This is a genomic window from Aureliella helgolandensis (assembly GCF_007752135.1).
In the GTDB taxonomy this organism is placed as follows: Bacteria; Planctomycetota; Planctomycetia; order Pirellulales; family Pirellulaceae; genus Aureliella; species Aureliella helgolandensis.
Map to the genome: position 1 here is coordinate 5,894,345 of NZ_CP036298.1, position 25,010 is coordinate 5,919,354.

Consider the following 25,010-nt stretch of genomic DNA (forward strand, 5'->3'; position numbering starts at 1 on the left):
TGGGTTATTTACAAACCCTCCATTTTAGCGCAAGGGTTACTCGCGAATCTCAGATGCAACACCTTGAATAATTAAGGAGCGATTCCTCGGACGAAATAGCCCGCATCCAGCACTCGTCCGGCCAGATCCGTTAACCCCAAGCGGCCAACTGACAGATCGAGTGCGAGACCACTTGCCATCGCCTGCAGATCCTCATCAATCCAGCTTTGAATATCCCATTCGTCAGGTTTTTCACTATGCCCCGTTACCAACAGTCGGGCTGTCTCCGTGGCTAACAATTGCAAACAATCGGCCAGCAGGGCAGGTAGATGCGATTGCATATCCCACCGCACTCCACTGGGGCCATGCCCAAACGACGGTGGGTCCATCACCACGATGTCATAGCGGTTGCCGCGTTTAAGCTCGCGACGCACGAATTTTCGCGCATCCTCGACAATCCAACGGATGGGACGCTCCTGCAATTGACTAGCCTCCGCATTGCGTCTGGCCCAAGCAACAGCGGGAGAGGAGGCGTCGACATGCACAACTTCGATCCCGTGGGCAGCAAGCGCAAGCGTCGTGCCGCCCGTATAGCCAAACAAGTTGAGGGCTCGCAACGGGCGAGAGTAGGGCAGGGGAGCCTGTTGGGTGAGCCACTGCCAATTGACATGCTGCTCGGGAAAGAGGCCCACGTGGCCAAAGGGAGTCAGCTTTAGGCCGAACTCAATGTCCTGATAGCGGGCTTCCCAAACTGGTAGCTCACGGGGCCCCGGTCCAATCGGCTTGCCACGCCGATCCAGCCGCAAGTCCGCTTTACTCCAGTCGACTTGCCCATTGCGCTGGAAGCCTTCCGCAGCAGGGCAAGGCCGATCGAGAAGCTGCCCGCCTAGGCGTTCCAGCTTCCGACCACTCCCGAAATCGAGCAGTTGGTAGGACTCGCGCGGCCACTGCCCCTCTGATTTAAAAACACTCACTAGAGTTTAGCCGTTATCGACGCCGTAGAGTTGCTCTTCCATGCGATCGGCTTGCCAGGCAATCGAAGTAATCGTGCGCGTTAGCTCCAAAGCGTCGGCCGTATCGACGAGCAGATTGGCCCGCAGTACCAAAAGATCGTTCCCTTCGGTGACTTGGATCGCAAAGGCACCATGAATAAGTTGCGCGTTGAATCGCAAGAGGGTAATTGCCTGCCCTGGTGAAAAACTGCCACATGAGGACCAGATGTTCATCACAGCATGGCCCGCATCATCTTGGCTTGAAAAATCAAGATGGACGCGTTGCTTACGGAGCGTCCCGACGGGCACAGTCAACGTCCACTGGCCCTCCGATGCTTCAATATTCCACTGGGCGGAATCGGCCAATTGTCTCACCACGGTTTGCAGTCGTGAGACCGCATCGACGGGCGAGGCGAGTTGTGAAAAATCGAGCCCCACCGCGTTAGCGACGGAGCCAGTTGGCGGTGCTTGCTTCGGAGCAAATGCATCCACCGGAGCTGAAGCATTGGGTTGTTGCGCCTGCTGCATCATTCCCGGCAACATCATGCCAATACCAGCCCCCATGCCTAGTTGGGCAGCACCAGCAGCGACACCTCCTCCAGCTCCAGACAGACCGTTGGCAGCTTGATAGAGGGTATAGGATCTCATGTCACCGACCACGGTCATGCTCGATCTTGCGTCGATGGCCTTCTGCACTTCTTCCGGTGGCGAAACATTATTGATCACAAAATCGGTCAGCTCCAAACCGAATTTTTTGAACTGTCCGCCAATTTTGACGCGGGCTGCCGCAGACAACTCATCGAACTTGGCAGCCATTTGCAACAACCCCACATTGGCAGTTGCGAACAAATCGGACAGTCCCGACACGACCACGTCGCGTAGATAGTTGCCCACCTCTTCCGTCGTGACCTTGCCCTGCGTGCCGACTAATTCATTGATCAACAAAGTTGCGTCTACGACACGGTAGGAATACTTACCAAATCCACGCAAACGCACGATGCCAAAATCGGGATCTTTCATCGTGATCGGTGAACGCGTTCCCCAACCCTGATCAATATAGCGATGCTTACCCACAAAATAGACACACGCTTGGAACGGTGATTTTTCCCAAGGGATCGTTAGTACGCGTCCAAGAATCGGGATATTCGCAGTCGTCAAGGTGTGACGCCCCGGACCAAAGCTGTCCATCGCGCGACCATCACGAAAAAAGACAGCTTCTTGGTTTTGCTGCACAATCAACTGGGCTCCCGACTGAATTGCAGCCGTTCCAAACTCGGGAACACGGGCCACCAGCGAACGGCCGGTTTGATCGATGTAGTCAATGACTTCCAAACGGAACATAACAGGTCTCTAGATAGAAAGGAGCCGCGTGAAGTGGCGCAGAGAATTCAATACAGGACTGCCGCTCAGCGCTAAGCAGCTTTTAATAGCTCAGTGCGACGATCGATCCGCGTCTGCAGTAGCGTCAGAACCTCGCGCATACCAGCGACGTCCAACTGCCCCGCATCTTCCGTCGCGGCGCGGGCGAATGCATCCAAACGATCCACCAGCGAAACCATATTTTGGTCGAGCTCTACGATCTTTCCGAGGAGTTCGGCATCCACGGTGCGGCTATTGAACCACCCCGAATATCCCTCCACCGCAGCAGTCAAACGGTTTCGCGCTAGTTCCACCGACTGCCGAATTTCTTCAACCTTCAGGGGACTCTCTAAGTCGCCCCCCGCTACTGCATTGGCTCCCACTTGGTCCAGTGCAGCCTTGCAATCGTTCAATCGCTTAGAGAGAAACTCACGGGCTAAGCGATCATCCTGTCGGCGAGACTCTTGAGTACGATAAGCCCCATATCCGGGCAACAGCTGCAACAAATCGTTGAGTATGGAATCTTGGTCACTCACAGTGTTTTCCCTATGCATTTCTTGAGTACTGAGCTCTCGGGTAGGCCGCGGAACGGAGCCATTCCAACTACAACGCTAAATCAATTCACCAACCTACCGTTGGGCTTAATAAATTTCCACTTGCTCTCGGGCGTCCCAGCCCGCTCAGGCATCTCAAGCTGTCCGGTGGCCCAAGCCCAGAAGAAGTCGGGCACACTTGGAAGTAGATCGTGCCGATCTAGTAATTCAGACGCGGTTAGCCACATCCACTCGGACACTTCGGCGGGATTGGCAATGGGTTGGGAATTTTCATGCCGCTCCACGAGCACCCATTCTAGCAATGTTCCCCATGAAGTACGATTTTGGAAGACATGTCGGACGGCGGTTGCATCGAGAGATAGCTCTTCCTTCAACTCGCGCACAATCGTTTCTTCCGGCTGCTCCCCGATCTCAATCGTCCCTCCCGCAAAGCAGAGCATATTGGGCGCGCGGACCAGACGGCTGCGACGAATCACTAAGAACTTTTCATCTTCCACTAAAACGGCAACCGCTCCATGCGACGGCTTCCTGCGAACACTCTTGCTCATCAAACACTCATTTCCGTTGCCATTCCACTACCGTTACCGAGTCCGACCATTCTACACTGCAAAAGGAAGTGGCGAACCTGCTAAACCGGCTAAAAGATTCCGGGCAGCGCGCTCTGCCATCGCATCGCGAGCCGCCAGGGTTGCACTTCCGATATGAGGCACCACTAGGCAATTGTCCAGTTTGAGCAGAGGATCGCTAGTTGGTAGCGGCTCAGGCGTGCAAACATCCAGCCCAGCTCCGAAAATCCGCCGCGTTCGCAAGGCCCCCTCTAAAGCCTCTTGATCGACAATCTCGCCCCGCGCCGTATTCACCAGCACGGCCGTCGGCTTCATGAGCTCGAATTCCGCAGCGCCGATCAGATGTCGAGTCTCGGTGCTCAGGGGGACATGCAAACTGACAAAATCGCTATCTGCCAATAGTTCAGCAAGTGGCACATGGCGGCCACCAAGCTGGGCGTCGACCAGCGGCTTAGTAGTGCGTGCGGTGTAGCGCAGCTGCATCCCCCACCCACCGACCATACGCCTTGCAACCGCTTCGCCGATCCTGCCCATTCCGACGATCCCCAGCGTTTTGCCTTGGAGCTCTAACCCCATCCAGCCGAGCGGTTCCCAGGTTGTCCATTCGCCGCTACGAACGGCACGCTCGCCTTCCTTGAGTCGCCGTGCCACGGACAACAGCAAGGCGATGGCAATGTCCGCCGTAGCATCGGTCAACACGTCGGGAGTGTTGCCAACCGCAATCTGGCGATTTCGAGCTTCGGCAATCTCAATGTTGTTGTAACCCACAGCAAAATTGCTGATGACTTTCAGGTTTGGGCCGGCCGCGTCGAGCACCTCCGCATCGATCCGATCACTTAAGAGACTCAGAATTCCTGCGCAGCCCTTAACACCTTCCAGCAATTCCTGGCGCGTCGGTGGCAACTCCCCGGCATGCTGCCGAAGCTCAGCATGCCCCTCTAACAACTGGGTGGCAATCGCAGGAAGCTGCCGCGCGATGTATACGATTGGTTTTGTCATGATTCACTTCTTAAATGTAGAACATGCTGTCGGCAGTGTCTTCAATTCGCAACAGCAAGTCCCCCAACGACACCCTTTTCAATGCGGCCAAGACCTGTCGATCCAGATCTTCCCAGATTTCCAGCACGACGCTCGACAGCTCACTCGTCGTTTCTCCGCAGCCACTGGTTGAAGAGGCACCACACACCGCTTCGACAATTTCTGCAACCACGATTTGGTTCGGCATACGGCTGAGTTGAAATCCTCCGTTGGCCCCCCGCGTGCTCGTAATTAAGCCGGCCGCGCGAAGCTGCTGCATGATCTGCCCCAGGAACTGGCTGGGAATACCATGCTCGCCGGCAATCACTCGGGCAGGCAGCAGCTCACGCTCCTCATATTTCTGCGCCAACGCCAACATCGCGAGCGTCGCGTAGTGTGCTTTAACAGGCAACTGCATCGGTTGATTCTCCCTCTACAAAGCTAGTCGGAAGTATGCAAACCGCACTCGGTCTTAGCAAAACCACTCCAGCGCCCTGCCCGCTCGTCTTCGCCAGGCAATACGTTGCGGGTACAAGGAAAACAACCGATACTGGTGTAACCTTGATCGTGCAATGGATTGTAAGGAATCTGTTCCTTTGAAATCAAACTCCAAACATCCTTCTTCGTCCAGTTGGCTAAGGGGGTGACCTTCATCAAGCCGAATTTTTTGTCCCAGCCAACGATAGGAGCCTTCGCCCGATCGGGACTTTGGTCACGTCGAATGGCACTCGCCCAGGCAGTGTAGTCCAGTGCCGACTGCTCCAGCACCTTCAATTTTCGGTCTCGGCAACAACGCCCTGGATCATGGCTATAAACCGGGCCATTATTCACCCGCTCGTATTCCTCCACCGACAACTCAGGTTGCTTCAGCTCGACTTCAATGCCGTAGCGCCGCTTGACCTCTTCTCTTAGTTCAAGCGTTTCTGCGAACTGATAACCGGTATCGAGATTGAAGACGGGAGTCTCTGGAGCGATCTCCGCCAGCATATGGATAATCGTCATCCCCTCGGGGCCAAAGGCAGTGGCCATCGCAAATTTGGGCGCAAAACGGCCCACGGCCCACGCCAGCACTTCTTGGGGGGTAGCCGATTCCAAGCGTTGACTTTCGTGCTGCATCTCGGCTAAGAATTCTGGATCTGCGGTTCGCAAAGATGCCTGGGAAGGCTTGCGTCCGGTCTCCCCTCCTCCTGCAACCGCTACCGGAAGGGCCGGTGGCGGCGCACCGCGACTCGCCTGCAAATCTTGCAATTCTTGTGTCGGATTGCTTGTAGGACGCTCCACGTTAGCCTCAACGGATAATGGTTTGGCAGACGAATTCATGACGATATCCAAGGTTCGACAGGTCGTCCCCATGGGTGCAGGCTCAAATAATACTATTGCGACCATTTTAGTCAAGTATCAATTTAAAGAGGCTATCGGTTGTGCAGCGTCCAAACCTTGAAACAGAAGGTGCGTTGCGCTGGAATCCACGGAAGTTCGATTTTTCAGCGGCGACGGAAGCCGCCCCTTCGCGCCCCACCGCAAAACATCTCGACGAAAAAGCATCTCGCTGCACGATCGGCTATCGAATTAGCAACTCGCTGCTTGAGCAAGAAAAAGGGGTGCCACTACAAGGCAATCAGGAGCACCACTTGCTCATGAAGACAAAGCTCGCACTTGAATCCATAGGCCGGTGCGCACGGCACAGACGCTTACCGCACCCACCGGATTGGGAGTGCTAGTATCACGGCAAGCCTCAAACCGGGATTTACTCCCCATGCCCCATGCCCCAAGCCCTTCGGGCTGTTGAAATAGCAACCCGCCGCGTGAGCAAGGAAAGATAACCTCCGCTGCAAGGTAATTAAGGATGCTACCTCCGCATTAAAATTCAAATTGCTATTAAATCAACAGCCCGCTTTACGAAGAGTTCCCCAACCAACGCCGAGACACTCAATCGACAAGCCTTTAACGTCCATGAACGTACCCCGAAGAGGTCAGCTGATGAATTTTTGCCCCCTGCCGAGACCACAACCCTGTACGGCTAGTGAAAGTCCCACAGACCAACGCTTGCTCGGCGCCCACCAAGGCTTGCAGGGGTGCTAAGTCCTCGGGCGCAACTGCCAGCAGCAGCTCAAAATCCTCGCCGTCCCCCAATGCGTGCTCAACTGGCAATTTTCCGTCGGTCCGCGAGAGCTCTTCGGCTTCGGGCGAGAAGGGAATTTTGTCCAGCTCCAACACGGCACCACAGTGCGAGGCATCGCACATCCGCAGAAGATCGACGCTCAACCCATCACTGATATCCATTGCAGCATGGATATCGATTTTCCCGTGCACCTTCTCAACCCAATCCAGCCGGGGGGTAAAATCGAGATGTTTCCCCAAAATGCTGCCCCCCAGAGGTCCCGTTACCACGATCAAGTCATCTTGCTTGGCGCCGCTGCGCGTCCAGACCTGGCCATCGGCGGCTTCGCCAATCGCCGTCATGTGCAATACCAACGGTCCATTCCAACAATTCGTATCGCCACCCGCCAACGCCACGCCATATTTTTCCGCAGCTTCGCAGACGCCTTCATAAATTTCTGCCGCCAACAAATCGGTCTGCTCTGCCTCCTCAGAATTCGGCAAGCACATGGACAGAAACAGCGAAGTGGGGCGTGCGGCCATGGCAGCCAAGTCACTCAAGTTAACGCCAACCAACTTATGCCCAATCCGCTTGGGGTCGACTTGATCCAAGTGAAAATGGACGCCGTCCATGAGGGAATCGGCAGTAACAACCGTATCCAACCCACTAGCCGCCAATACGGCCGCATCATCGCCTATTCCCAATTTGACTTGCGGCAGGCGTCGAGCTCGCATCTTGGCCCACGCTACAAAGGACTGTTCCACAGACTGCATTCCCTAAAAAGTCGAGTGACGGCACACACCGGAATCACGGAAGGTAAGAGCACCACATTCTAGTGGGCGCTTTTAGAATCTTGCACCGCTGGAAGAAAAAAACTTCATCTCGGCCTAGCCTCCCGATCACGTTAACCGTTCGTGACGTTGGCCAACATGTCGACTACAATCGCAGCATTCGTATGATCGCAGTGCTGCAGAACACGGACCTCTCAGCCCTCTGCGATCCCCTCCGACGATGATCAATTATTTCGAGCTGACTATCGATGCGCGTTGTGATACTCAAAAATGCTGAGCAGATAAGTTGCCGAGCTGCGGATGTTTTCGGCCAGCTAATCCAGGCCCGTCCAGCCGCGGTGCTCGGCTTGGCCACAGGGGGCACCCCCCTAGGAACCTACCGAGAGCTCATTCGAAGATATCGAGCTGGAGAAATCAGCTTCTCCCAAGTCACGACGTTCAATCTGGACGAGTACGTTGGCCTCCCACGAGACCATTCGCAGTCGTACCACACGTTTATGCACGAGAACCTATTCAGCCAAGCAGATTTCGATACCGACAACTGCCACCTGCCCGATGGAAGTTGCGTCGATCCCGCGCAGGCGGGAGTCGATTACGAACAGAAAATTGCAGCGGCTGGAGGCATCGACCTTCAATTGCTTGGGATCGGGACCGACGGTCACATCGCCTTTAACGAACCAGGTTCGTCACTGGCCAGTCGCACACGGCTGAAAGCACTCACCGAGCAGACCCGCAGCGACAACGCTCGTTTTTTTGAGTCGATCGACGAAGTGCCTCGCCTGGCGATCACGATGGGCATTGGTTCCATTTTGGACACGCAGCGAATTGTGCTCTTAGCCAACGGCGCCGGCAAGGCCGACGCGGTCCAAGCCTTGGTGGAAGGTCCCGTGACCGCCCAAGTTCCCGCCTCGGCGCTTCAGCTGCACCCCCACGTCACCATCCTGCTCGACGAAGCGGCTGCGACCAAACTGTCGCGCATCGACTACTACCGCCACGTCGAAACCCTTCAACGCCAGCTAGAAACAAAAAAGGTGTCCGACACCTTTTTGTAAAACGGGGCAACCTACCAAACCTCCTATTCCACCAAAAAGGTGTCCGACACCTTTTTGATTTCCGACGTTCAATCTGGACGAGTACGTTGGCCTCCCACGAGACCATTCGCAGTCGTACCACACGTTTATGCACGAGAACCTATTCAGCCAAGCAGATTTCGATACCGACAACTGCCACCTGCCCGATGGAAGTTGCGTCGATCCCGCGCAGGCGGGAGTCGATTACGAACAGAAAATTGCAGCGGCTGGAGGCATCGACCTTCAATTGCTTGGGATCGGGACCGACGGTCACATCGCCTTTAACGAACCAGGTTCGTCACTGGCCAGTCGCACACGGCTGAAAGCACTCACCGAGCAGACCCGCAGCGACAACGCTCGTTTTTTTGAGTCGATCGACGAAGTGCCTCGCCTGGCGATCACGATGGGCATTGGTTCCATTTTGGACACGCAGCGAATTGTGCTCTTAGCCAACGGCGCCGGCAAGGCCGACGCGGTCCAAGCCTTGGTGGAAGGTCCCGTGACCGCCCAAGTTCCCGCCTCGGCGCTTCAGCTGCACCCCCACGTCACCATCCTGCTCGACGAAGCGGCTGCGACCAAACTGTCGCGCATCGACTACTACCGCCACGTCGAAACCCTTCAACGCCAGCTAGAAACAAAAAAGGTGTCCGACACCTTTTTGTAAAACGGGGCAACCTACCAAACCTCCTATTCCACCAAAAAGGTGTCCGACACCTTTTTGATTTCGAGTAGGTTGGCGGGTGTGATTCCATCGAGTATTCGGAGTTCCTTCAATTCCGCAAGCACTTTGACACCTTGTTCACTCAGGTCGCTGCTGTCCATTGCCAAGCAACACAAATGCTCGAGATGCGATAGTTCGCGGGCTAGGGAATCGTTGACGACTCCTCGAATTAGGACCACCTGCAGGGTTGGATTGTTCGCAATCAACTCTACTAACTTCGATTGCTCTCCTTGGCTGTGCACCCTCGCTTCCAGCGTATGAGGCTCGCCATGCTCGTAGTATATTTCGGCGGACCACACGGGACCTTTTTGATGCTTTCTGGCGTATGGTTCAAGCTCTCCGAAATTATAGCGATCGACACTCCTGGCAACATCTCGGTATTCGAACGACTGATAGGGAACCACAGTCGCCTTCATGTCAGCGATCGGCGGCACGGTCGACAACTTATGGAGCACAATCGAGTCCGCATCAGAAGACAATGCTCTAATCGATCCATCCCCATTGCAGACTTGAAACTCGCCTCCCCAAAGAATTTGATCGCTGCGGTGGTCAGACGCGATTTCGTTCAATGGACGCCAGTTATAGGGGTAAGCCCAAGGCTGAAATCGTTGACTAATCTCACCAACTAGCCATGTGTGCTTGGAACCGTCTACGAGCTGTTCTAGGCGGACCGAACTTTTAGAGTGCATGATGTTGGGATTCGCCAAGTAATGGATGAGTGCAAAATCGTCTGTTGTTGAAAGCGAGTCTATCTGTGGGTTGATGGTCGTCGCATAGACGTCTCCAAACAGATACTTATTGAACGGGTGCTTCCAACCGTATCGCATATCAATTCGGCTGTAGAGCGAACTGGCTTCAATATAGGGCGTTGTGCGCGTGAACCAACCATGCTTCGGTCCTGTAGGATCGTAGTCCGCTCCCATTGGGAATTGCTTGTGGGCGTCCAGGTAGTTGTGGCAAGCCAAACCGATCTGCTTCAAATTGTTGGAAGACTGCATGCGGCGTGCTCCGGTGCGTGCCATTTCAATTGGTGGGAGAAATAGTAAAACCAATACTAGTAAACAGACCATCGTCACTACAGTATTTCGCTTCTTCCTCATGTCGCCACTCCGCAGCGTCTGTGTCACATGCCCCCCCCTAACATAGCACCTTAGCCAACCAGCCACATTGTTCCATGCCCTTCCAGACAAGCTCCCCAAGAGGTGCGGCGAATACCCACCCAGCCACCCTAAAACACGCATTCCCCCATAAAGGTGTCCGACACCTTTATGGGGGCATAGGGGGTTTGGCAACCGGCCTAAGCTCAACGAAAGGACGTTGTAATTACCACACAGTCGTCTCCTAGCGATGAAGCAGGGTGTGTCTTGCAGGCCTGCTTTGGCTTCACAGCGTTCCAAGGCTCGCAGGCTGCGATTATCGAGCGCGTGCTGAACGGACAGCATGCACTGGTCATCATGCCGACCGGGGCGGGTAAGTCGCTCTGCTTCCAAGTGCCAGCCCTAGTCTGGTCGCGCCGACGCGATCCTCAGGAGCGGCCACTGACTTTAGTACTCTCTCCTCTCATCGCGCTGATGAAAGACCAAGTGGACGCGCTTCGCCGGCGTGGCATCGATGCCGCTTTCATCAACTCCTCACTCACGGGCGATGAACGGAGAGCACGCTACACAGCGCTCGCCGCTGGTGAGTTTGAAATTCTCTATGTTACGCCCGAAAGATTTCAGAAACCCGATTTTCGCCAAGCGTTGGCCGCTCGCAGAATTGCGTTATTAGCCGTTGACGAAGCGCACTGCATTAGCCAGTGGGGGCACGATTTCCGACCAGACTACACGCGCGTCGCAGAGATTCGGGAAAGCCTAGGGAACCCCTGCACGATCGCCCTTACCGCCACGGCTACGGTTGCGGTGCAACGCGATATCATCCGCCAGCTGGGTTTAGCACCCGATCAGATTCAAATCTTCCACTCCGGCATTGAACGTCCCAACCTCCGACTCGACGTCGCTGAGGTCTGGGGGGAAAGTGACAAACTCGAACATATTCGCAGTGTTTTTGAACGCACCCCAGGCACGGGCATCCTGTACTTTACGCTGATCAAAACACTCATGCGTTTCAGCGAGATCTTTGATGACAAACGCTTGCCACACCTGGTCTATCACGGGGACTTACCAAGAAACCAGCGCCGGCGGGTTCAAGAGCAATTTATCGAAGAGCCAGAGCACTTGGTGTTGGCCACCAACGCGTTTGGTATGGGAATCGACAAGTCAGACATTCGCTTTGTGATCCATGCCGACCTCCCCGGTTCGCTGGAATCGTACTACCAAGAAATTGGGCGCGCCGGCCGCGATGGGCTCCCGGCTGAATGCATCTTGCTCTATGACCAAGCCGACCTAGCAACGCACATGGAATTCCTGCGGTGGAGCAACCCCGACGCAGACTTCTACGCCCGACTTCACGATTTCCTGAAGCATGAAACCGAGTCGATTAATGCCTTCGGACTTGAATGGCTGCGGGAACGTTTGCATGCCAAACAAAAACACGATCGACGACTGGAAACAGCTCTTGGGATGATGATGCGCTACGACGTGATCGAAGGCACTCTCAACCCGCTACACATCAATCACATCCACGACTTGCCCATAGCGCTGCGGGACTCAAACGCATTGGCTGCCAAACTCGAACGCGACCAACGCAAACTTTTGCACTTGGTCCAGTACGTCAAGCTAGACGGGGACCGTCAACAATACCTAAACGACTACTTCATGCACGAGGAAGAGACGTCGGCCGAATAGTCGAATCGTATTGCGCACTTCATCTGCTTGCCGCCCAAATTGCAGAAGCCCCGTTTGCAGAAGTGGTGCTAGCTCGCAGGCTGCCCCCATAACCGCGCTGTAGCAGCGTCGATCTAGCCTTGCTCACGCGGCGGGTTACGATTGTGGCGAGACTGCGGCGGTCGCTGCGTCTTGCCAAGCACTGCCCTGATCAAACAAGCTATAAATCCAACTCGCCCCTAGCCCCCGTATCCGCACTGCAGCAGCGTCGATCTAGCCTTGCTCACGCGGCGGGCTACGATTGTGGCGAGTGCTGCGTGGAGCTTCTTAGGGAGTGGCTGACGTGGGTGATTGCCTCTTGGGATCTGCCGTTATTCGACGTCCCAGGTCTCGCCACTGGCGAAGAGTTTGACGAGATCGCCAGCCCCCTTCTTTTCCACTGCAGTATTGAGCTGCCCACGCACTTGATCTTCAAAGATCCCTTTTTCGACGTCGCGGAAGACACCGATGGGCTCAGGCATTTCTGGATGTCGCATCTTGGCCAAGATATGGACGAGAGCGGTGTCCGCTTGCTCGTCATGAAACAGCAGATCATCATGCGAAATGCCGGTGGACAAGTCGACGACCTCGGGGCGCAGGCCATTGAGTCGCACCCCCTTATCTCGGTTCTTACCAAAAATCATGGGCTTGCCATGCTCAAGTTCCAGTGTCGTATCGGCACGGGTCGCCTTGTCTTGGGCGTAGCTGAACGCTCCATCATTGAAGACATTGCAGTTCTGGTAGACTTCGACCAGCGAGGTGCCGCGGTGCTGAGCAGCCCGGTAGAGTGTCGCAGCCAAGTGCTTGATATTGCTATCCACGCTGCGCGCTATAAAGCCAGCTTCGGCGCCGAGGGCGACGGATATTGGATTGAGCGGATGGTCGACCGACCCCATGGGAGTACTCTTGGTAACTTGCCCCTCTGGACTGGTCGGCGAGTACTGCCCCTTGGTCAAGCCATAGATGCGATTGTTGAACAACACCATCGTGACATCCACATTGCGACGCAACATGTGAATGAAGTGGTTTCCACCGATGCTCAGCGAATCACCGTCACCGGTAATCACGAAGACTTTGAGATCGGGTCGGGTAACGCGCAGACCGGTGGCGAACGCGGGTGCGCGACCATGGATGCTATGCATCCCATAGGTATTCATGTAGTACGGAAAGCGGCTGGAGCAACCGATGCCTGAGATAAAGACAATTTGCTCCTGCGGCAACCCGAGGTCGGGTAGCATCTTCTTCATCTGCGCCAGGATCGAATAATCGCCGCACCCAGGGCACCAACGGATGTCTTGATCGCTAGCGAAATCAGAGGCCTTCAGAACCGGCAATTCACTACTCATAATGTCTCAATACTCTTTTATCGTTGAACTACAGATGTGGCGGTTGGCTGCGCAGATTAACCCGCTTTGGATTCGCACAGCTTGTTGGATTCGGTCGCGGCCATTTCACAGATTTTGTCGAGCAGTTCGCTTACCGAAAACGGCTTGCCCTGCACCTTGTTGTATCCAATGGCATCAACTAAGAAGCGATCGCGAATCAACATTCGCAACTGCCCCATATTCAACTCAGGCACAAGCACCTGTTCGTATCGACTGAGAATCTCGCCCAAGTTTGCAGGGAACGGATTCATGTGCCTCAAATGGCAATGAGCCACACTCAAACCCGCGTCCATGGCTTTGGTCACCGCAGTATGGCAGGCTCCATAGGTTCCCCCCCAGGACAGAACCAACAGCTCGCCAGACTCCGGCCCGTTGACCTTCTGAGGCGGAATCACCCTGGCAATGTTGGCAACTTTTTGAGCCCGAGTCTTTACCATCTTCTCATGGTTGTCTGGGTCGTAGCTCACATTGCCGGTCCCGTCTTGCTTCTCCAGGCCGCCGACGCGGTGCATGAGGTTGGGAGTTCCGGGAATTGCCCAGGGACGCGCCAAATTGCGATCGCGAGCATACGGCCAAAACTCATCGCCATGATTGAACTCGGTGGGGTGCTCAATAGAGATGGGATCCATGGCCGCAATATCCGGCACTCTCCAGGGCTCCGCGCCGTTGGCGATATAGCCATCCGAGAGGATGACCACCGGAACCATGAATTGCGTGGCGATCCGCCACGCCTCAATCGCGGTATCGAAACAATCTCCGGGACTTTGCGCGGCCAAAACTGGAATGGGAGCCTCGCCGTTGCGACCATGCAACATTTGCAACAGGTCCGCTTGTTCGGTCTTCGTGGGCAGGCCCGTGCTGGGGCCACCGCGTTGAACGTTGATGACCAACAACGGCAATTCGATCATGACCGCCAGCCCCATGGCTTCTGCCTTGAGGGCAATACCAGGACCACTGCTGGTCGTCACAGCCATGGAGCCACCGTAGGCTGCTCCGATGGCCGCACAGACGGCTGCGATTTCGTCCTCAGCTTGGACGGTGCACACGCCGTAGTTTTTGAACTTGCACAATTCGTGCAAAATGTCACTCGCGGGAGTGATCGGGTAGGAGCCGTAGAACAACTCTTTTTTGCTGAGGTTGGCAGCCGTCATTAAGCCCCAAGCTAGGGCTTGGTTGCCCATGATGTTGCGGTACTTGCCAGGTGGCAGCTCAGCTTTCTCCACTTGATACGACGTGCCGAGCAATTCCGTTGTCTCACCGAACGCCCAACCGGCCTTGAGCGCTCGCTCATTGGCTTCTTGAACTTCCGGCAGTCGCGAGAACTTGGCCTTGATGAATCGCATGGTGGCATCCATGTCGCGTCCATACAACCAATAAACCATTCCCATAGCAAAAAAGTTGCGGCAGCGGTCGGCCTCTTTCATGCTCAACCCAAGCTCAGCCACGGCAGTCCGAGTCAGCTTCGTCATGGGAACCTTGGCCAGCCGATAATTCTCGGTCCAGGGCTCCTCCAAGGGGTTGGTGCTCAGATTTGCCAGCTTGAGGTCTTTAGCCTCGAAGCTGTCCTCATCGACGATCAACAGGCCGCCCGGTCGCAAATCGCTAAGATTGGTCACCAGAGCGGCTGGATTCATGGCTACGAGAGCATCCAGCGTGTCCCCTGGGGTGTGCACCTCATGGGCCGCAAACTGGACCTGGAACCCGCTTACCCCGGCACGCGTTCCACGCGGTGCGCGAATCTCTGCAGGAAAGTCTGGAAAAGTCGCGACGTCGTTACCAGCCAGCGCCGACGTATTGGTCAGCTGCGTCCCCAGTAACTGCATGCCATCGCCGGAGTCTCCAGCTAACCGGACAGTTATACCACTAACAACTTCAACAAGCTTGTTGGATTGGACGGGCGGCGGGGTATCGGTCGACATTCAAAGAGGGCCTATGAAGGAATCGTTTTCAAGAACGTGGTAAGGCCGCAGTGGCTGTTGGCAGCGATTTTGCGGGTTGCATGGGTTATATCGAATATTCCACCCAGCCAAGACCACTCAAATTCTACAAATGCAGAACCGTTTGGGTATGGCTTTCTTCCCAATTTACCGGGGCAATTCCCATGAAATCGCCCCGGTAACGCAAATGAGTCAGCAAATCAGGCGTTATCGAGCAGTTCGACAGCCGCAAATTTGTTGCCTTCTAACATCGCTAGACTGGCACCTCCCCCAGTACTGACGTGGCTGACCTGGTCGGCGAAGCCCAATTGTTCGACGGCGGCGGCTGAGTCCCCACCACCTATAATGCTGGTGGCCGAACTATCGGCAATCGCCTGCGCAACGGCCTTGGTTCCCTCGTCGAAGGGAGGCATCTCAAAAACGCCCATCGGTCCATTCCAAACAACCGTCTGGGCACTTTTCAGCAGCTCGGCGTATTTCTTCGCGGTTGCCGGGCCAATATCGAGGCCCTCCCAGCCGTCGGGAATTTCCCCTGCAGCGACCACTTGCTTGTTGCAGTCGCTTGAAAAATCGTCGCCGCAATGCGTATCCGTAGGCAAAACCAGCTTATCCCCCCCTTTCGCGATCAACTCCTTAGCCAATTCCACCTTATCCGCCTCTACGAGACTCTTGCCGGTCTTGCCACCCTGGGCCAAGGAGAAGGTGTAGGCCATTGCACCGCCAATCAGCACGTGATCGCAAATGCCCAGCAAGTTGCTGATCACGTTGATCTTGTCACTGACCTTTGCACCGCCCAAAATTGCGACAAAAGGCCGCTTGGGCTGAGAAATCGTGTCGCTCAAATACTCGATTTCTTTGGCGACCAAGAAGCCCACCACCTTGGGCTTACCTGCCATCGCTTCGGGGACAGCGACCATCGATGCATCGGTCCGGTGGCAGGTACCGAAGGCATCGTTGCAGTACACGTCTGCCCAACCCGCCAGAGCAGCAGCAAACGCAGCGTCGCCAGACTTCTCGCCGGCGTTGAACCGCACATTCTCCAGCACGGCCACGTCACCATCACTCAGCGCCTTAATTTTGGCTTCGGCTTCAGGCCCAACGGTATCTGCAGCAAAGGCGACCGACTTCCCCAACAGCTCCCCGAGCCGCTTGGCGACGCCCTCCAACGTGTACTTGGGCTCGGGACCATTTCCCTTGGGACGACCTAGATGGCTCATCAAAACGAGCTTGCCGCCCCGTTTGATCACCGATTCAATGGAGGGCAGTGCCATGCGGATACGACGATCATCGGTAATCGCTCCCGAGTCGTCTTGTGGCACGTTGAAGTCCACGCGCATCAGCACAACTTTGCCCTTGGGATCGATATCAGCAATTGTTTTCTTGGCCATAGCTCTTGAGTTCGTTTGGAGTGTGGGGATGGAATGGATCAAGCCTACACTTGGCAATTATCGACAGACTCCAGGCTCTGTCGAGTAGCCCACTGCGCAGGACGGGTGCCACCTAGCGGGCGCCCATCCCCCGCTTAGCCCCCAGATGGCTGTGTGGGACGTCAGCTTTACCGTGGCGTCCACTAGGTTTAGAATCGGGAGCACAATCGATTGTGCCTTCCTCCCCGTTTGAGGCCACGCCGCCTTGCCTATCACTCTCCGCAAAGTCGCCGAAGCAGCTGGCGTGAGCGTCTCGGTCGCTTCCCGCGCCCTCAACGGACATGCCAAGTCGTACCGCATCAGCCAGGGTACGGAAGAGCGCGTCAAGCATACCGCTCGCCAGCTGGGCTTTCGCCCCAATCAACCGGCCCGCGCCCTGAGGTTGCAAAAGACCGGCCTGATCGGCGTGGTCGTCCCCGACTTGGCAAACCCGTTTTTTGCCTCCATCTCCCGCGCGGTGACCTTAGCCGCCGAGTCGGAAGACTACTGCGTTATCGTGGGAGATAGCCGCGAAGACACGCGACACGAAATCCGCTTGTTGAAACAACTTCAAGATCGGCAGGTCGAGGCGTTGGTAGTCTGTCCAGTGGGTCAACAGTACAGGCACTTGCTGGAAATCCAGCAACATGGCACGCCAATCGTCCTAGCCGATCGCACGTTCCCCCACGTGGAGTTGACGCAGGTCACTTCACAGCATCAACGGGGCGCCGAAAAAGCAATGCGTCTACTGACGAGTCATGGACATCGCGTGATCGGCGTCCTGCAAGGCTTGCCGGGAACTCTTCCCAACACGCAGCGATTGCAAGGGCACCGGGCAGGATTGAAGCGAGTCGGCATCGCGATCGATCCGACGCTCATCGCCGGCCATAACTTCAACGAGTCGTCGGGTTACCAAGCTACGCGAGCCCTCTTAACACAACGTCCCGACATCACGGCCCTTTTCGCATTGAGTACGCCCAACGCTATGGGAGGCCTGCGCGCTGCCCAGGAAATGGGCCGCAAGGTTGCCCAAGATTTATCCCTCATCGCCTTCGATGATTCCCCCTACGCCGATTTGATGCAAGTTCCACTTACGACCGTGTGCCAGGATGTAGAACAGATCGGACAACTGGCCGCCTCCCTAATCATGCAGGCACTCCCTCCCCATCTCCCTCCCTCAATTACACGGCACGATGTCCAGGTTCGTGTCATTCAACGAGACTCCATCACCAAGGTATTCCATTCATGAAATTTCACGTCCCACTTGCGGTTGCAATGCTATCCGCCTCTTGGATTCTGCAAGCGCCACTGCTTGCCCAGGCCCCCCCAGCCCAACCGGTCCCGTTCATCTTTGACACCGACATTGGGAACGATTGCGACGACGTCCTGGCGATGGGGGTGATTCACGCGTTGCAAACTCGCGGCGAATGTGAGTTGCTGGCCGTTACGATCACCAAAGACCATGAATTGGCAGCCGCATTTACCGACGCGGTCAACACTTTCTATGGACGGGGTGACATCCCTATCGGAGTTTGTCGCAGCGGTGTCACCAGCGAGCCCGGTTCATTCAATGTGTTGGCGGCGCAACAAGACGATGGAGACGACCGCTACCCACATGATTTGCGTAGTGGCCAGGATGCGCCCGATGCCGTCGCACTCTTGCGGCAAACGCTCGCGTCCCAGGCAGACGGAAGCGTGGTGATTGCGCAAGTCGGCTTCTCGACCAACCTCGCCAATCTGCTGAAATCGCAACCCGATAACTACAGTCCGCTCAGTGGCGTAGAACTGGTCCAACGCAAAGTCCGCCTGCTGTCGCTCATGGCGGGCGCGTTCGAAAAAATCCCCGGCAAGGATGGGCAGCGGGACGATCATAAAGAATACAATATCGTCAAGGACATCCCAGCCGCTCAATGGCTGGCCGCGGAGTGGCCTACGCCGACCGTGTGGAGCGGTTATGAGATTGGTTTGAACCTAACCTATCCGCATGAGAGTATCCTGCAAGACTACAACTACGTCGACCATCACCCACTCTCCGAAGCCTACACCTTATATAATCCACCACCCCACAACCGGCCAACCTGGGATTTGACCTCCGTGCTACAGGCGATTCGCCCAGACCGGAATTACTTCGATCTGTCTCCCCCGGGTCGCGTCAGCGTCGCAGACGATGGTCTGACAACTTTCCAGAATGATGCGGACGGGCGAGACCGCTATTTGATTCTACGCGAAGCGCAAAAAGGCCGCGCTAGCGAAGCGCTCGTGCAACTGTCCAGCCAGCCTCCAGCCAACTTCCCGGAAGGCGACAGCCAGTGAACAACGAGAACACGGGGCCCATAGAACCAATCATTGCCGTTTGTGGGTCCATCAATATGGATCTCGTCGTGCGGTGTCAGGCCCTGCCGGTCGTGGGACAAACGGTGACTGCCGAATCAGCGACTGAAGTCTGCGGGGGAAAGGGTGCCAACCAAGCGGTCGCGGCCGCCAAGGCGGGTGGCAAAGTCACGCTGATCGGCCGCGTCGGTGACGACGCATTTGCCAATCGACTAATCACCAACCTGCATCAACAGCGGGTTGGCTGTGACCGCGTGAGTGCCACCAGCAATTGCGCCAGTGGCCTAGCTATCGTCGCCGTGGAAGACTCAGGACACAACGCAATCATGCTCGTGCCTGGCGCTAATGGGCACGTTTCGCTAGAGGATATTCAAGCCAACCAATCGGCGATTGCCGGCGCCAGTGTATTGCTGCTGCAACTGGAAATCCCTACGGCAAGTGTGCTAGCAGCAATACGCATCGCCCGGGATGCGGGTGTGCGGTGCGTACTCGACCCTGCCCCCGTTTGCCAGGACTGGACCGACGAACTGCTGCAAGTCGACTTGGTCTGCCCCAACGAGACCGAGGCGGCTGCCATTACCGGCTTGCCCGTCGCGACTCTGGCCGAAGCCGAAACCGCGGCTAGACAGCTTCAGCAGCGGGGGGCCAGGCACGTGATCATCACGCTTGGTGAGCGCGGTGTCCTAGTGCTATTTGGCAAGGAATTGCACCACGTCCAAGCCACGCCCATTCGCCCCGTCGACACGACGGCTGCTGGAGATGCATTTGCCGGCGCTCTCAGTGTTCGCTGGGCAGAAACCGATGATCTATTGGAAGCCGTCCGATTCGCCAGTGTCGCAGGCGCCCTGGCTGCCACACGACCTGGTGCCCAACCCAGCCTCGCCAGTCGCCATGAAATCGAATCCCTGAGGAATCCCACATGAAACGCTACGTTTCACTACTCAATCTCGTCCTGTTTGCCTGTGCAGCGGCCGGCTGCACTCAAGCCAATCCAACGAATTCAGCCGCAGAGGCTGCCGATGACAAGCCCAAAATCGCGCTGATCATGAAGTCGCTGGCCAACGAATTCTTTTCCACAATGGCCGACGGTGCAACACAACATCAACAAGCCAATGCAGATCAATACAACTTGGTCGTCAATGGCATTAAGGACGAACGTGACATTTCGCGTCAAGTAGCACTGGTGCAAGAGATGGCAGCCAGCGGTGTGGATGCCATAGTAATCGCCCCCGCCGATTCTCAAGCGCTCGTGCCCGCATTGCGGCGTGCCATGCAGGAGGGCATCGTCGTGGTGAATATTGACAATCGGCTCGACCACGAAATGCTCACCAAGGAAGGACTTGAGGTTCCGTTCGTCGGCCCGGACAACCAGGCAGGCGCCCAAGCCGTCGGAGAGTTGCTGGCTGGAAATCTGACTCGCGGCGATGCGGTTGCAATCCTTGAGGGGTTGCAAACATCCGAAAACGGTCAAGCTCGAAAGGCTGGTTTTGAAGCAGCCATGCTTGCCGCCGGGATGAAAATCGTCGATAGCCAGTCGGCTCAATGGGAAATGTCCAAAGCCAACGAAGTCGCTTCGTCCATGCTCAGCGAACACCCTGAGATCAAGGCAATTCTGGCCGCCAATGACAACATGGCGATGGGAGCCATCGCGGCGGCTAAAAGCGTTGGTCGCCATGAAGATCTGCTCATTGTTGGGTTCGACAATATCGCCGCCGTACAAGACGCGATCCGCGCGGGCAAAGTCCTCGCCACGGCAGACCAGCATGGAGATCAATTAGCCGTCTATGGCATTGAAAAAGCTTTGGAGCTCCTGCGGGAACCGACCGCAATTGTCGCGGACGTTGAAACTCCCGTCGACTTGGTCACGGTAGACACACTGAGCAAGTAAGCTCACAGCCTCAAAGTGCGTTGACACTCAATGACGATTCTATTCAAAGCGACGAATCTGACCAAACGCTACGGGCCGGTAACGGTACTCGACGGCGCGGAGTTGGACGTACGGTATGGAGAGATTCATGCGCTGCTGGGAGCCAACGGTGCTGGCAAGAGCACTCTCTGCAAAATTATCGCGGGACTCGTGCCTGCTAGCACTGGTGAAATGACACTTGCCGGCGCGGACTATCAACCGGCGAACAAGCAGGCTGCCGAGAACGCCGGAATTGAAATCGTTCAGCAAGAGTTGAATCAAATCGCGACGCTTACGGTCGCTGAAAATATCCTGCTCACACGAATGCCACGCATCGCTGGCGTCATTCGGCGACAGGAACTCGCCTCACGTGCTCGTCGCGCCCTAGATCGTTTTGGCCTGCACGATATTGCCGCTGATGCGATCGTCGGTACGCTGGGAGTCGGTCGACAGCAGATGATCGAAATTGCAACGGCACTCGATCGGAGTTGCCAGTTACTGATTTTGGATGAACCAACAGCTGCACTCAGCTCCGGAGAGACACAACGGTTGTTTGAGTGCTTGCACTCACTCCGCACCGCGGGGATCGGGATCATCTACATCAGCCACCGCTTGGACGAAGTGGCTCAAATGGCTGATCGTGTGACGGTCCTGCGTGATGGTAAAACGGTTGCCACGCGTGATACCCGCGCACTTTCTACTGAACAGATGGTCGCACTGATGAGTGGGGACGAGGCGCAGGTTCAAGCGGACTTTCAATCGCATGCCACGGAATCCGTTGCATTTCGGGCCCACCAGATCTCTGGAGGGATTGTCCAAGCAGTCAACTTCGCGGTCCATCGTGGTGAACGCCTGGGTATCGCTGGCTTAGTGGGCTCAGGACGTACCGAACTGTTACGCCTTCTATTCGGCGCCGAGACCGCTGAAACGGGAACAGTGCAAGTCGGGGAAGCCCAGCCAACGCGTTGTAAGCATCCGCGCCAAGCGGTCGTGGCTGGATTGGCCATGGTAACTGAAGATCGCAAGCAAAACGGACTGCTGCTCCATCAATCGATTCGCGTCAATACGACGCTCAGCGCCTTGGGTACCCATTTTGCCTCACTCGGCATACTGCGCCGCCGCAGGGAGTGCGCTGCGACGGCAGAGCGGGTCGAACAACTGGAGACGCGGTGCAACAATATCGAACAAGCGGTCGCGACTCTTAGCGGCGGCAATCAACAAAAAGTTGCTGTTTCCAAATGGCTGATTCGCGATGCACAAGTATTTCTCTTTGACGAGCCGACGCGGGGCATTGATGTCTCCGCCCGACGGCGGATCTACCGTCTGGTCGATTCCCTCGCCGCAGCCGGCAAGTCCATCATTATTGTTAGTAGTGATTTGGAGGAGTTGATGGAGACCTGTGATCGTATCGGAGTCATGTCCAACGGAAGATGGGTCCACGAATTTACACGCCCAAATTGGTCGAGCGATCAAATCATGCAATCTGCCTTCTCAGCTTACCTAGCCACAGAGGCCATCGCGTGACCGCGAAATACATCCATTCAAGCCTCTTGCAATACGCGGGCCTGTTGACCGCTTTACTGCTTCTGTGCCTGTTCTTCAGCGTGCAAACGGAAAGTTTTTTTCAGATTGGTACCGCCAGGCTCATTGCCAACCAAATTCCGGAATTGACCCTAGTGGCTGTCGGCATGACCTTGGTGCTCGTCATCGGCCAGATCGATCTTTCGGTCGGCAGTGTCATGGCCCTGGCGGGTGCGGTGTTGGGCGTTTTGATGGCCAAGTACGATTGGCCACTGTGGTCAGCGATACTCGCTAGCCTGCTGAGCGGTGCCGCCTGCGGCTTGGTGACTGGCGTTATTTCGGTAGGGTTTCGCATTCCCTCCTTTATTGTCTCGCTGGGTATGCTAGAGATTGCACGTGGTGCGACCCGCCGGCTGCTCGATTCCAACACGCTCACAATTGGGTCGGACATTGCCATCGTCAGCGAGCCGATCCAGGGGGTGGGATTGTCGCCAGCGTTCCTATTGGCCATCACCGCGGTCCTCGCGGTGCAATTCTTTTTAACGCGGACGGTATTTGGGCGGTACTGCATTGCGATTGGTACCAACGCCGAAGCGGTGCGCATGTCTGGTATTCGCACCGCCCCAATCGCAATTGGAGTCTTCACCCTGAGCGGGTTGTTGTGCGGTCTAGCAGGCTTGGCCCCCACGTCACTGATGGAAGCCGCCGACCCTGGAGCGGGCATTGGCATCGAGTTGTCCGCCATAGCGGCGTGTGTGATTGGAGGCACAAGTCTGATGGGAGGCCGCGGCAATGCCATCAGCACATTCCTAGGAGTCCTCGTAATCGCCGTCCTGCAAACGGGCCTGAGTCGCATGTCGGTAGAAGACGCCAACAAGCAGATTGTGACGGGAGTCGTCATCATCATCGCAGTTTTAATCGACACGCTCCGTCGTCGATGGGACACTTCGTCAGTGTAGAAGCCGAAGGATCGGGCGGTTGGACCTTGCAGCCAGCCGAAGAGCTCCCGGGTTCGCATCCGTCCGCGTTCGCAACCGCCATTCGCCAGCTGGAAACAAATCGCTTGAGGCTCGCCGCTTAAACCGCGTTTGCCAGTTCAAGGTCCCCGGAATCGCATTACAGAAGAAACCACACCTGCCTCGCTTACCGACAAGTGGTTTAAGAGCGTTTTCAGTCTTAACGCGGAAGTAGCACCGAAAGTCCCTTGGACTGGCAACTACCTATCCTTGCTCACGCAGCGACTTGCTTTTCCCTAAGTCGTCACGCGGTGGGGTGCAATTCTTGGTTGAGCAAGCTACCCCTTGGCTGCATTTCGAGCATGGGCGATGCGGATCAGCCGCACTCCTTGCTGTCCAGCTTCCAGGGTATCGATCCAATCGACCTGTTGCCAGTGGTAACGCACCTGCAAGCGACGAATCTCACCTGACAAGAGCGTATCCTGCGCCACGCGCAGCTGCGCTGCGGCAGTGGCTCGCGACGCTGTCGCACGCTGTGCATTCGCCCCGCGCTGCATCAGTAGGATGTCTGAGCCCAGCGTTTCAATATCCGAAAAGAGCTGCCGCACCTGCTCCTCAGACAAAAAAGCTTCGCGCATCGGTGGCAGTTGCGATAAATCCATACCGTCGTGGTTGACCGGCTCGGGCACCGGCTGCAAGCCTGCTGCCGCGGCCCCGATCGCCGTCTGAGGACTTGTGCTCGAAGCTTCTACGTCAGGGCGGGGGGGAACTCGCAATCGGAACCAGTCGCGCCGCGAGACTTGAGGTTTGTCGGTCATGATCCGGTCATTCTTTGATCTGAGGGGCGGGCAAGAACTGAGGAACCTCGGCCAATAAGGTTTGGTCCAAACTGGCCGATGGTGCGTGACATTGCTGGCAATTGCTCCTCCATGGATGGGTCGAGCGTATGCCTTGCAAGCCAGCGTATCCGTGACAACTCATGCAGTTGGATCGCATCCAGGTCGAATGTGGAATTTGGGGCGGGGCTTCCGGATAGGCGCGCGGTCCCGCTGTGGGCGCTGCCAACCCTTCAAACTCATTCTCGCGAAAGGCGACCGACTGCAGATGCAGTGCATTGCTTTCGACATGGCACTGGGTGCAATTGGCCAACATTGTGTGAGACATGCGTGGAATCCGCAGCGATTGAGTCTTGGCTCCCTGCCCATGACAGGCCACACAGGCGGAATCCGACCGTTGGTCAATGGGATGAGGCACCGTTGGTGGCGCCCCATTGAAGGCGCGATTCTCTGCACGGCGTTGAAGTGCCGCGAACTTCTCTTCAGGCTTGATCGCCACTTCGGCCAACGGTTCAACGTTGGATTTGAGTCCGATGAGGCTCGACTGACGCCGAAATTTCCGCGTCGCCTCCGCCATGTCGCTGTAGCGAGTTGCAGTAATCACGCCTGCCTCCAAGCTGGCAGCATGATGCATCTTTTTTTCGTCGATCCGCAATGGCGATGTCGATTGCGGCGAGTGCATGGGAGCCTGGAGACCGGTGAAGTAACCGGCCACCGCCAACGAAACGACCACTAGCGCGATCAATGAAGCTGCGTTCGACCTTTTGTCTACACTCAT

At 56.1% G+C, this 25,010-nt stretch carries 23 protein-coding genes; 9 read left to right on the top strand and 14 right to left on the bottom strand.

What is annotated here, in order from left to right:
- Nucleotides 1-71: 71 nt before the first annotated feature.
- The 8 genes from Q31a_RS20685 to Q31a_RS20720 all read right to left on the bottom strand — a co-directional run bounded on the left by Q31a_RS20685 (nt 72) and on the right by Q31a_RS20720 (nt 7,332).
- On the bottom strand, nt 72-953 hold the full coding sequence (locus Q31a_RS20685) for a class I SAM-dependent methyltransferase (protein WP_145082140.1): 882 nt from the start codon (nt 951-953) through the stop codon (nt 72-74).
- Nucleotides 954-959: 6 nt separating this feature from the next.
- Nucleotides 960-2,312, bottom strand: coding sequence for an SPFH domain-containing protein (locus Q31a_RS20690; protein ID WP_145082142.1), 1,353 nt, complete (start codon nt 2,310-2,312; stop codon nt 960-962).
- A gap of 71 nt (nt 2,313-2,383) precedes the next feature.
- Nucleotides 2,384-2,866 carry a hypothetical protein gene (locus tag Q31a_RS20695; protein WP_145082144.1) on the bottom strand — a complete coding sequence of 161 codons (483 nt, stop codon included), beginning with the start codon at nt 2,864-2,866 and terminating at the stop codon, nt 2,384-2,386.
- Between the two features lie 80 nt (nt 2,867-2,946).
- Nucleotides 2,947-3,432, bottom strand: coding sequence for an NUDIX hydrolase (locus tag Q31a_RS20700; RefSeq protein WP_145082146.1), 486 nt, complete (start codon nt 3,430-3,432; stop codon nt 2,947-2,949).
- A 51-nt stretch (nt 3,433-3,483) separates the two neighbouring features.
- Entirely contained in the window at nt 3,484-4,449 is a 966-nt protein-coding gene (locus Q31a_RS20705; RefSeq protein ID WP_145082148.1) for a 2-hydroxyacid dehydrogenase, read from the bottom strand.
- Between the two features lie 10 nt (nt 4,450-4,459).
- On the bottom strand, nt 4,460-4,885 hold the full coding sequence (locus Q31a_RS20710; RefSeq protein ID WP_145082150.1) for an RrF2 family transcriptional regulator: 426 nt from the start codon (nt 4,883-4,885) through the stop codon (nt 4,460-4,462).
- Between the two features lie 23 nt (nt 4,886-4,908).
- Complete coding sequence (locus Q31a_RS20715; protein WP_261342682.1) at nt 4,909-5,853, bottom strand: phosphoadenylyl-sulfate reductase; 945 nt, start codon at nt 5,851-5,853, stop codon at nt 4,909-4,911.
- A 558-nt stretch (nt 5,854-6,411) separates the two neighbouring features.
- Nucleotides 6,412-7,332 carry a thiamine-phosphate kinase gene (locus Q31a_RS20720; RefSeq protein WP_197355439.1) on the bottom strand — a complete coding sequence of 307 codons (921 nt, stop codon included), beginning with the start codon at nt 7,330-7,332 and terminating at the stop codon, nt 6,412-6,414.
- Between the two features lie 275 nt (nt 7,333-7,607).
- On the opposite strand from Q31a_RS20720, the gene nagB (Q31a_RS20725) reads away from it, so the two are divergent.
- Nucleotides 7,608-8,411: a glucosamine-6-phosphate deaminase gene (gene nagB / locus Q31a_RS20725; protein WP_145082155.1), complete on the top strand. Its 804-nt coding sequence runs from the start codon at nt 7,608-7,610 to the stop codon at nt 8,409-8,411.
- A 73-nt stretch (nt 8,412-8,484) separates the two neighbouring features.
- The gene (gene nagB / locus Q31a_RS20730) at nt 8,485-9,093 is read left to right on the top strand and encodes a glucosamine-6-phosphate deaminase (protein WP_145082158.1); all 609 of its coding nucleotides are present in this window, start codon (nt 8,485-8,487) and stop codon (nt 9,091-9,093) included.
- 23 nt (nt 9,094-9,116) lie between these two features.
- Here the strand turns inward: nagB (Q31a_RS20730) and Q31a_RS20735 are convergent, their stop codons facing one another.
- Nucleotides 9,117-10,592, bottom strand: a complete 1,476-nt coding sequence (locus tag Q31a_RS20735) for a DUF1559 family PulG-like putative transporter (protein ID WP_145082160.1) — start codon at nt 10,590-10,592, stop codon at nt 9,117-9,119.
- Here Q31a_RS20735 and Q31a_RS20740 point away from each other — a divergent pair.
- Nucleotides 10,515-11,936: a RecQ family ATP-dependent DNA helicase gene (locus Q31a_RS20740; RefSeq protein WP_231690862.1), complete on the top strand. Its 1,422-nt coding sequence runs from the start codon at nt 10,515-10,517 to the stop codon at nt 11,934-11,936. The genes Q31a_RS20735 and Q31a_RS20740 overlap by 78 nt on opposite strands.
- Before the next feature lie 350 nt (nt 11,937-12,286).
- On the opposite strand, the gene Q31a_RS20745 is transcribed toward Q31a_RS20740, so the two are convergent.
- The 3 genes from Q31a_RS20745 to Q31a_RS20755 all read right to left on the bottom strand — a co-directional run bounded on the left by Q31a_RS20745 (nt 12,287) and on the right by Q31a_RS20755 (nt 16,664).
- A complete protein-coding gene (locus tag Q31a_RS20745; RefSeq protein WP_145082164.1) occupies nt 12,287-13,300 on the bottom strand; it encodes a 2-oxoacid:ferredoxin oxidoreductase subunit beta in 1,014 nt (337 codons plus the stop codon).
- Between the two features lie 56 nt (nt 13,301-13,356).
- A complete protein-coding gene (locus Q31a_RS20750; protein WP_145082166.1) occupies nt 13,357-15,258 on the bottom strand; it encodes a 2-oxoacid:acceptor oxidoreductase subunit alpha in 1,902 nt (633 codons plus the stop codon).
- Nucleotides 15,259-15,476: 218 nt separating this feature from the next.
- Nucleotides 15,477-16,664, bottom strand: a complete 1,188-nt coding sequence (locus tag Q31a_RS20755) for a phosphoglycerate kinase (protein WP_145082168.1) — start codon at nt 16,662-16,664, stop codon at nt 15,477-15,479.
- Between the two features lie 244 nt (nt 16,665-16,908).
- Here Q31a_RS20755 and Q31a_RS20760 point away from each other — a divergent pair, with 244 nt between their 5' ends.
- Genes Q31a_RS20760 through Q31a_RS20785 form a run of 6 tightly spaced genes read left to right on the top strand, consistent with a single transcriptional unit; the run spans nt 16,909 to nt 23,399 of the window.
- Nucleotides 16,909-17,931: a LacI family DNA-binding transcriptional regulator gene (locus tag Q31a_RS20760; RefSeq protein ID WP_145082169.1), complete on the top strand. Its 1,023-nt coding sequence runs from the start codon at nt 16,909-16,911 to the stop codon at nt 17,929-17,931.
- Nucleotides 17,932-17,957: 26 nt separating this feature from the next.
- Nucleotides 17,958-18,995, top strand: coding sequence for a nucleoside hydrolase (locus tag Q31a_RS20765; RefSeq protein WP_391575341.1), 1,038 nt, complete (start codon nt 17,958-17,960; stop codon nt 18,993-18,995).
- Entirely contained in the window at nt 18,992-19,936 is a 945-nt protein-coding gene (gene rbsK, locus Q31a_RS20770; RefSeq protein ID WP_231690863.1) for a ribokinase, read from the top strand. The genes Q31a_RS20765 and rbsK overlap by 4 nt, the downstream gene beginning before the upstream one ends.
- The gene (locus Q31a_RS20775) at nt 19,933-20,901 is read left to right on the top strand and encodes a sugar ABC transporter substrate-binding protein (protein WP_145082173.1); all 969 of its coding nucleotides are present in this window, start codon (nt 19,933-19,935) and stop codon (nt 20,899-20,901) included. The genes rbsK and Q31a_RS20775 overlap by 4 nt, the downstream gene beginning before the upstream one ends.
- 30 nt (nt 20,902-20,931) lie before the next feature.
- Entirely contained in the window at nt 20,932-22,443 is a 1,512-nt protein-coding gene (locus Q31a_RS20780) for a sugar ABC transporter ATP-binding protein (RefSeq protein ID WP_145082175.1), read from the top strand.
- A complete protein-coding gene (locus Q31a_RS20785; protein ID WP_231690864.1) occupies nt 22,440-23,399 on the top strand; it encodes an ABC transporter permease in 960 nt (319 codons plus the stop codon). The genes Q31a_RS20780 and Q31a_RS20785 overlap by 4 nt, the downstream gene beginning before the upstream one ends.
- A gap of 335 nt (nt 23,400-23,734) precedes the next feature.
- On the opposite strand, the gene Q31a_RS20790 is transcribed toward Q31a_RS20785, so the two are convergent.
- Nucleotides 23,735-24,214 carry a hypothetical protein gene (locus Q31a_RS20790; protein ID WP_145082179.1) on the bottom strand — a complete coding sequence of 160 codons (480 nt, stop codon included), beginning with the start codon at nt 24,212-24,214 and terminating at the stop codon, nt 23,735-23,737.
- A 7-nt stretch (nt 24,215-24,221) separates the two neighbouring features.
- Nucleotides 24,222-25,010, bottom strand: coding sequence for a diheme cytochrome c precursor (locus tag Q31a_RS20795; RefSeq protein ID WP_145082181.1), 789 nt, complete (start codon nt 25,008-25,010; stop codon nt 24,222-24,224).

Excerpts from the sequence above, each read along its gene's own strand:
- Q31a_RS20690 (WP_145082142.1), bottom strand. The coding sequence starts at position 2,312 with ATGTTCCGTTTGGAAGTCATTGACTACATCGATCAAACCGGCCGTTCG.
- Q31a_RS20700 (WP_145082146.1), bottom strand. The coding sequence starts at position 3,432 with ATGAGCAAGAGTGTTCGCAGGAAGCCGTCGCATGGAGCGGTTGCCGTT.
- Q31a_RS20705 (WP_145082148.1), bottom strand. The coding sequence starts at position 4,449 with ATGACAAAACCAATCGTATACATCGCGCGGCAGCTTCCTGCGATTGCC.
- Q31a_RS20710 (WP_145082150.1), bottom strand. The coding sequence starts at position 4,885 with ATGCAGTTGCCTGTTAAAGCACACTACGCGACGCTCGCGATGTTGGCG.
- Q31a_RS20715 (WP_261342682.1), bottom strand. The coding sequence starts at position 5,853 with ATGGTCGCAATAGTATTATTTGAGCCTGCACCCATGGGGACGACCTGT.
- nagB (WP_145082155.1), top strand. The coding sequence starts at position 7,608 with ATGCGCGTTGTGATACTCAAAAATGCTGAGCAGATAAGTTGCCGAGCT.
- Q31a_RS20735 (WP_145082160.1), bottom strand. The coding sequence starts at position 10,592 with ATGCTGTCCGTTCAGCACGCGCTCGATAATCGCAGCCTGCGAGCCTTG.
- Q31a_RS20745 (WP_145082164.1), bottom strand. The coding sequence starts at position 13,300 with ATGAGTAGTGAATTGCCGGTTCTGAAGGCCTCTGATTTCGCTAGCGAT.
- Q31a_RS20750 (WP_145082166.1), bottom strand. The coding sequence starts at position 15,258 with ATGTCGACCGATACCCCGCCGCCCGTCCAATCCAACAAGCTTGTTGAA.
- Q31a_RS20755 (WP_145082168.1), bottom strand. The coding sequence starts at position 16,664 with ATGGCCAAGAAAACAATTGCTGATATCGATCCCAAGGGCAAAGTTGTG.
- Q31a_RS20765 (WP_391575341.1), top strand. The coding sequence starts at position 17,958 with ATGCTATCCGCCTCTTGGATTCTGCAAGCGCCACTGCTTGCCCAGGCC.
- Q31a_RS20775 (WP_145082173.1), top strand. The coding sequence starts at position 19,933 with ATGAAACGCTACGTTTCACTACTCAATCTCGTCCTGTTTGCCTGTGCA.
- Q31a_RS20780 (WP_145082175.1), top strand. The coding sequence starts at position 20,932 with ATGACGATTCTATTCAAAGCGACGAATCTGACCAAACGCTACGGGCCG.
- Q31a_RS20790 (WP_145082179.1), bottom strand. The coding sequence starts at position 24,214 with ATGACCGACAAACCTCAAGTCTCGCGGCGCGACTGGTTCCGATTGCGA.
- Q31a_RS20795 (WP_145082181.1), bottom strand. The coding sequence starts at position 25,010 with ATGAGTGTAGACAAAAGGTCGAACGCAGCTTCATTGATCGCGCTAGTG.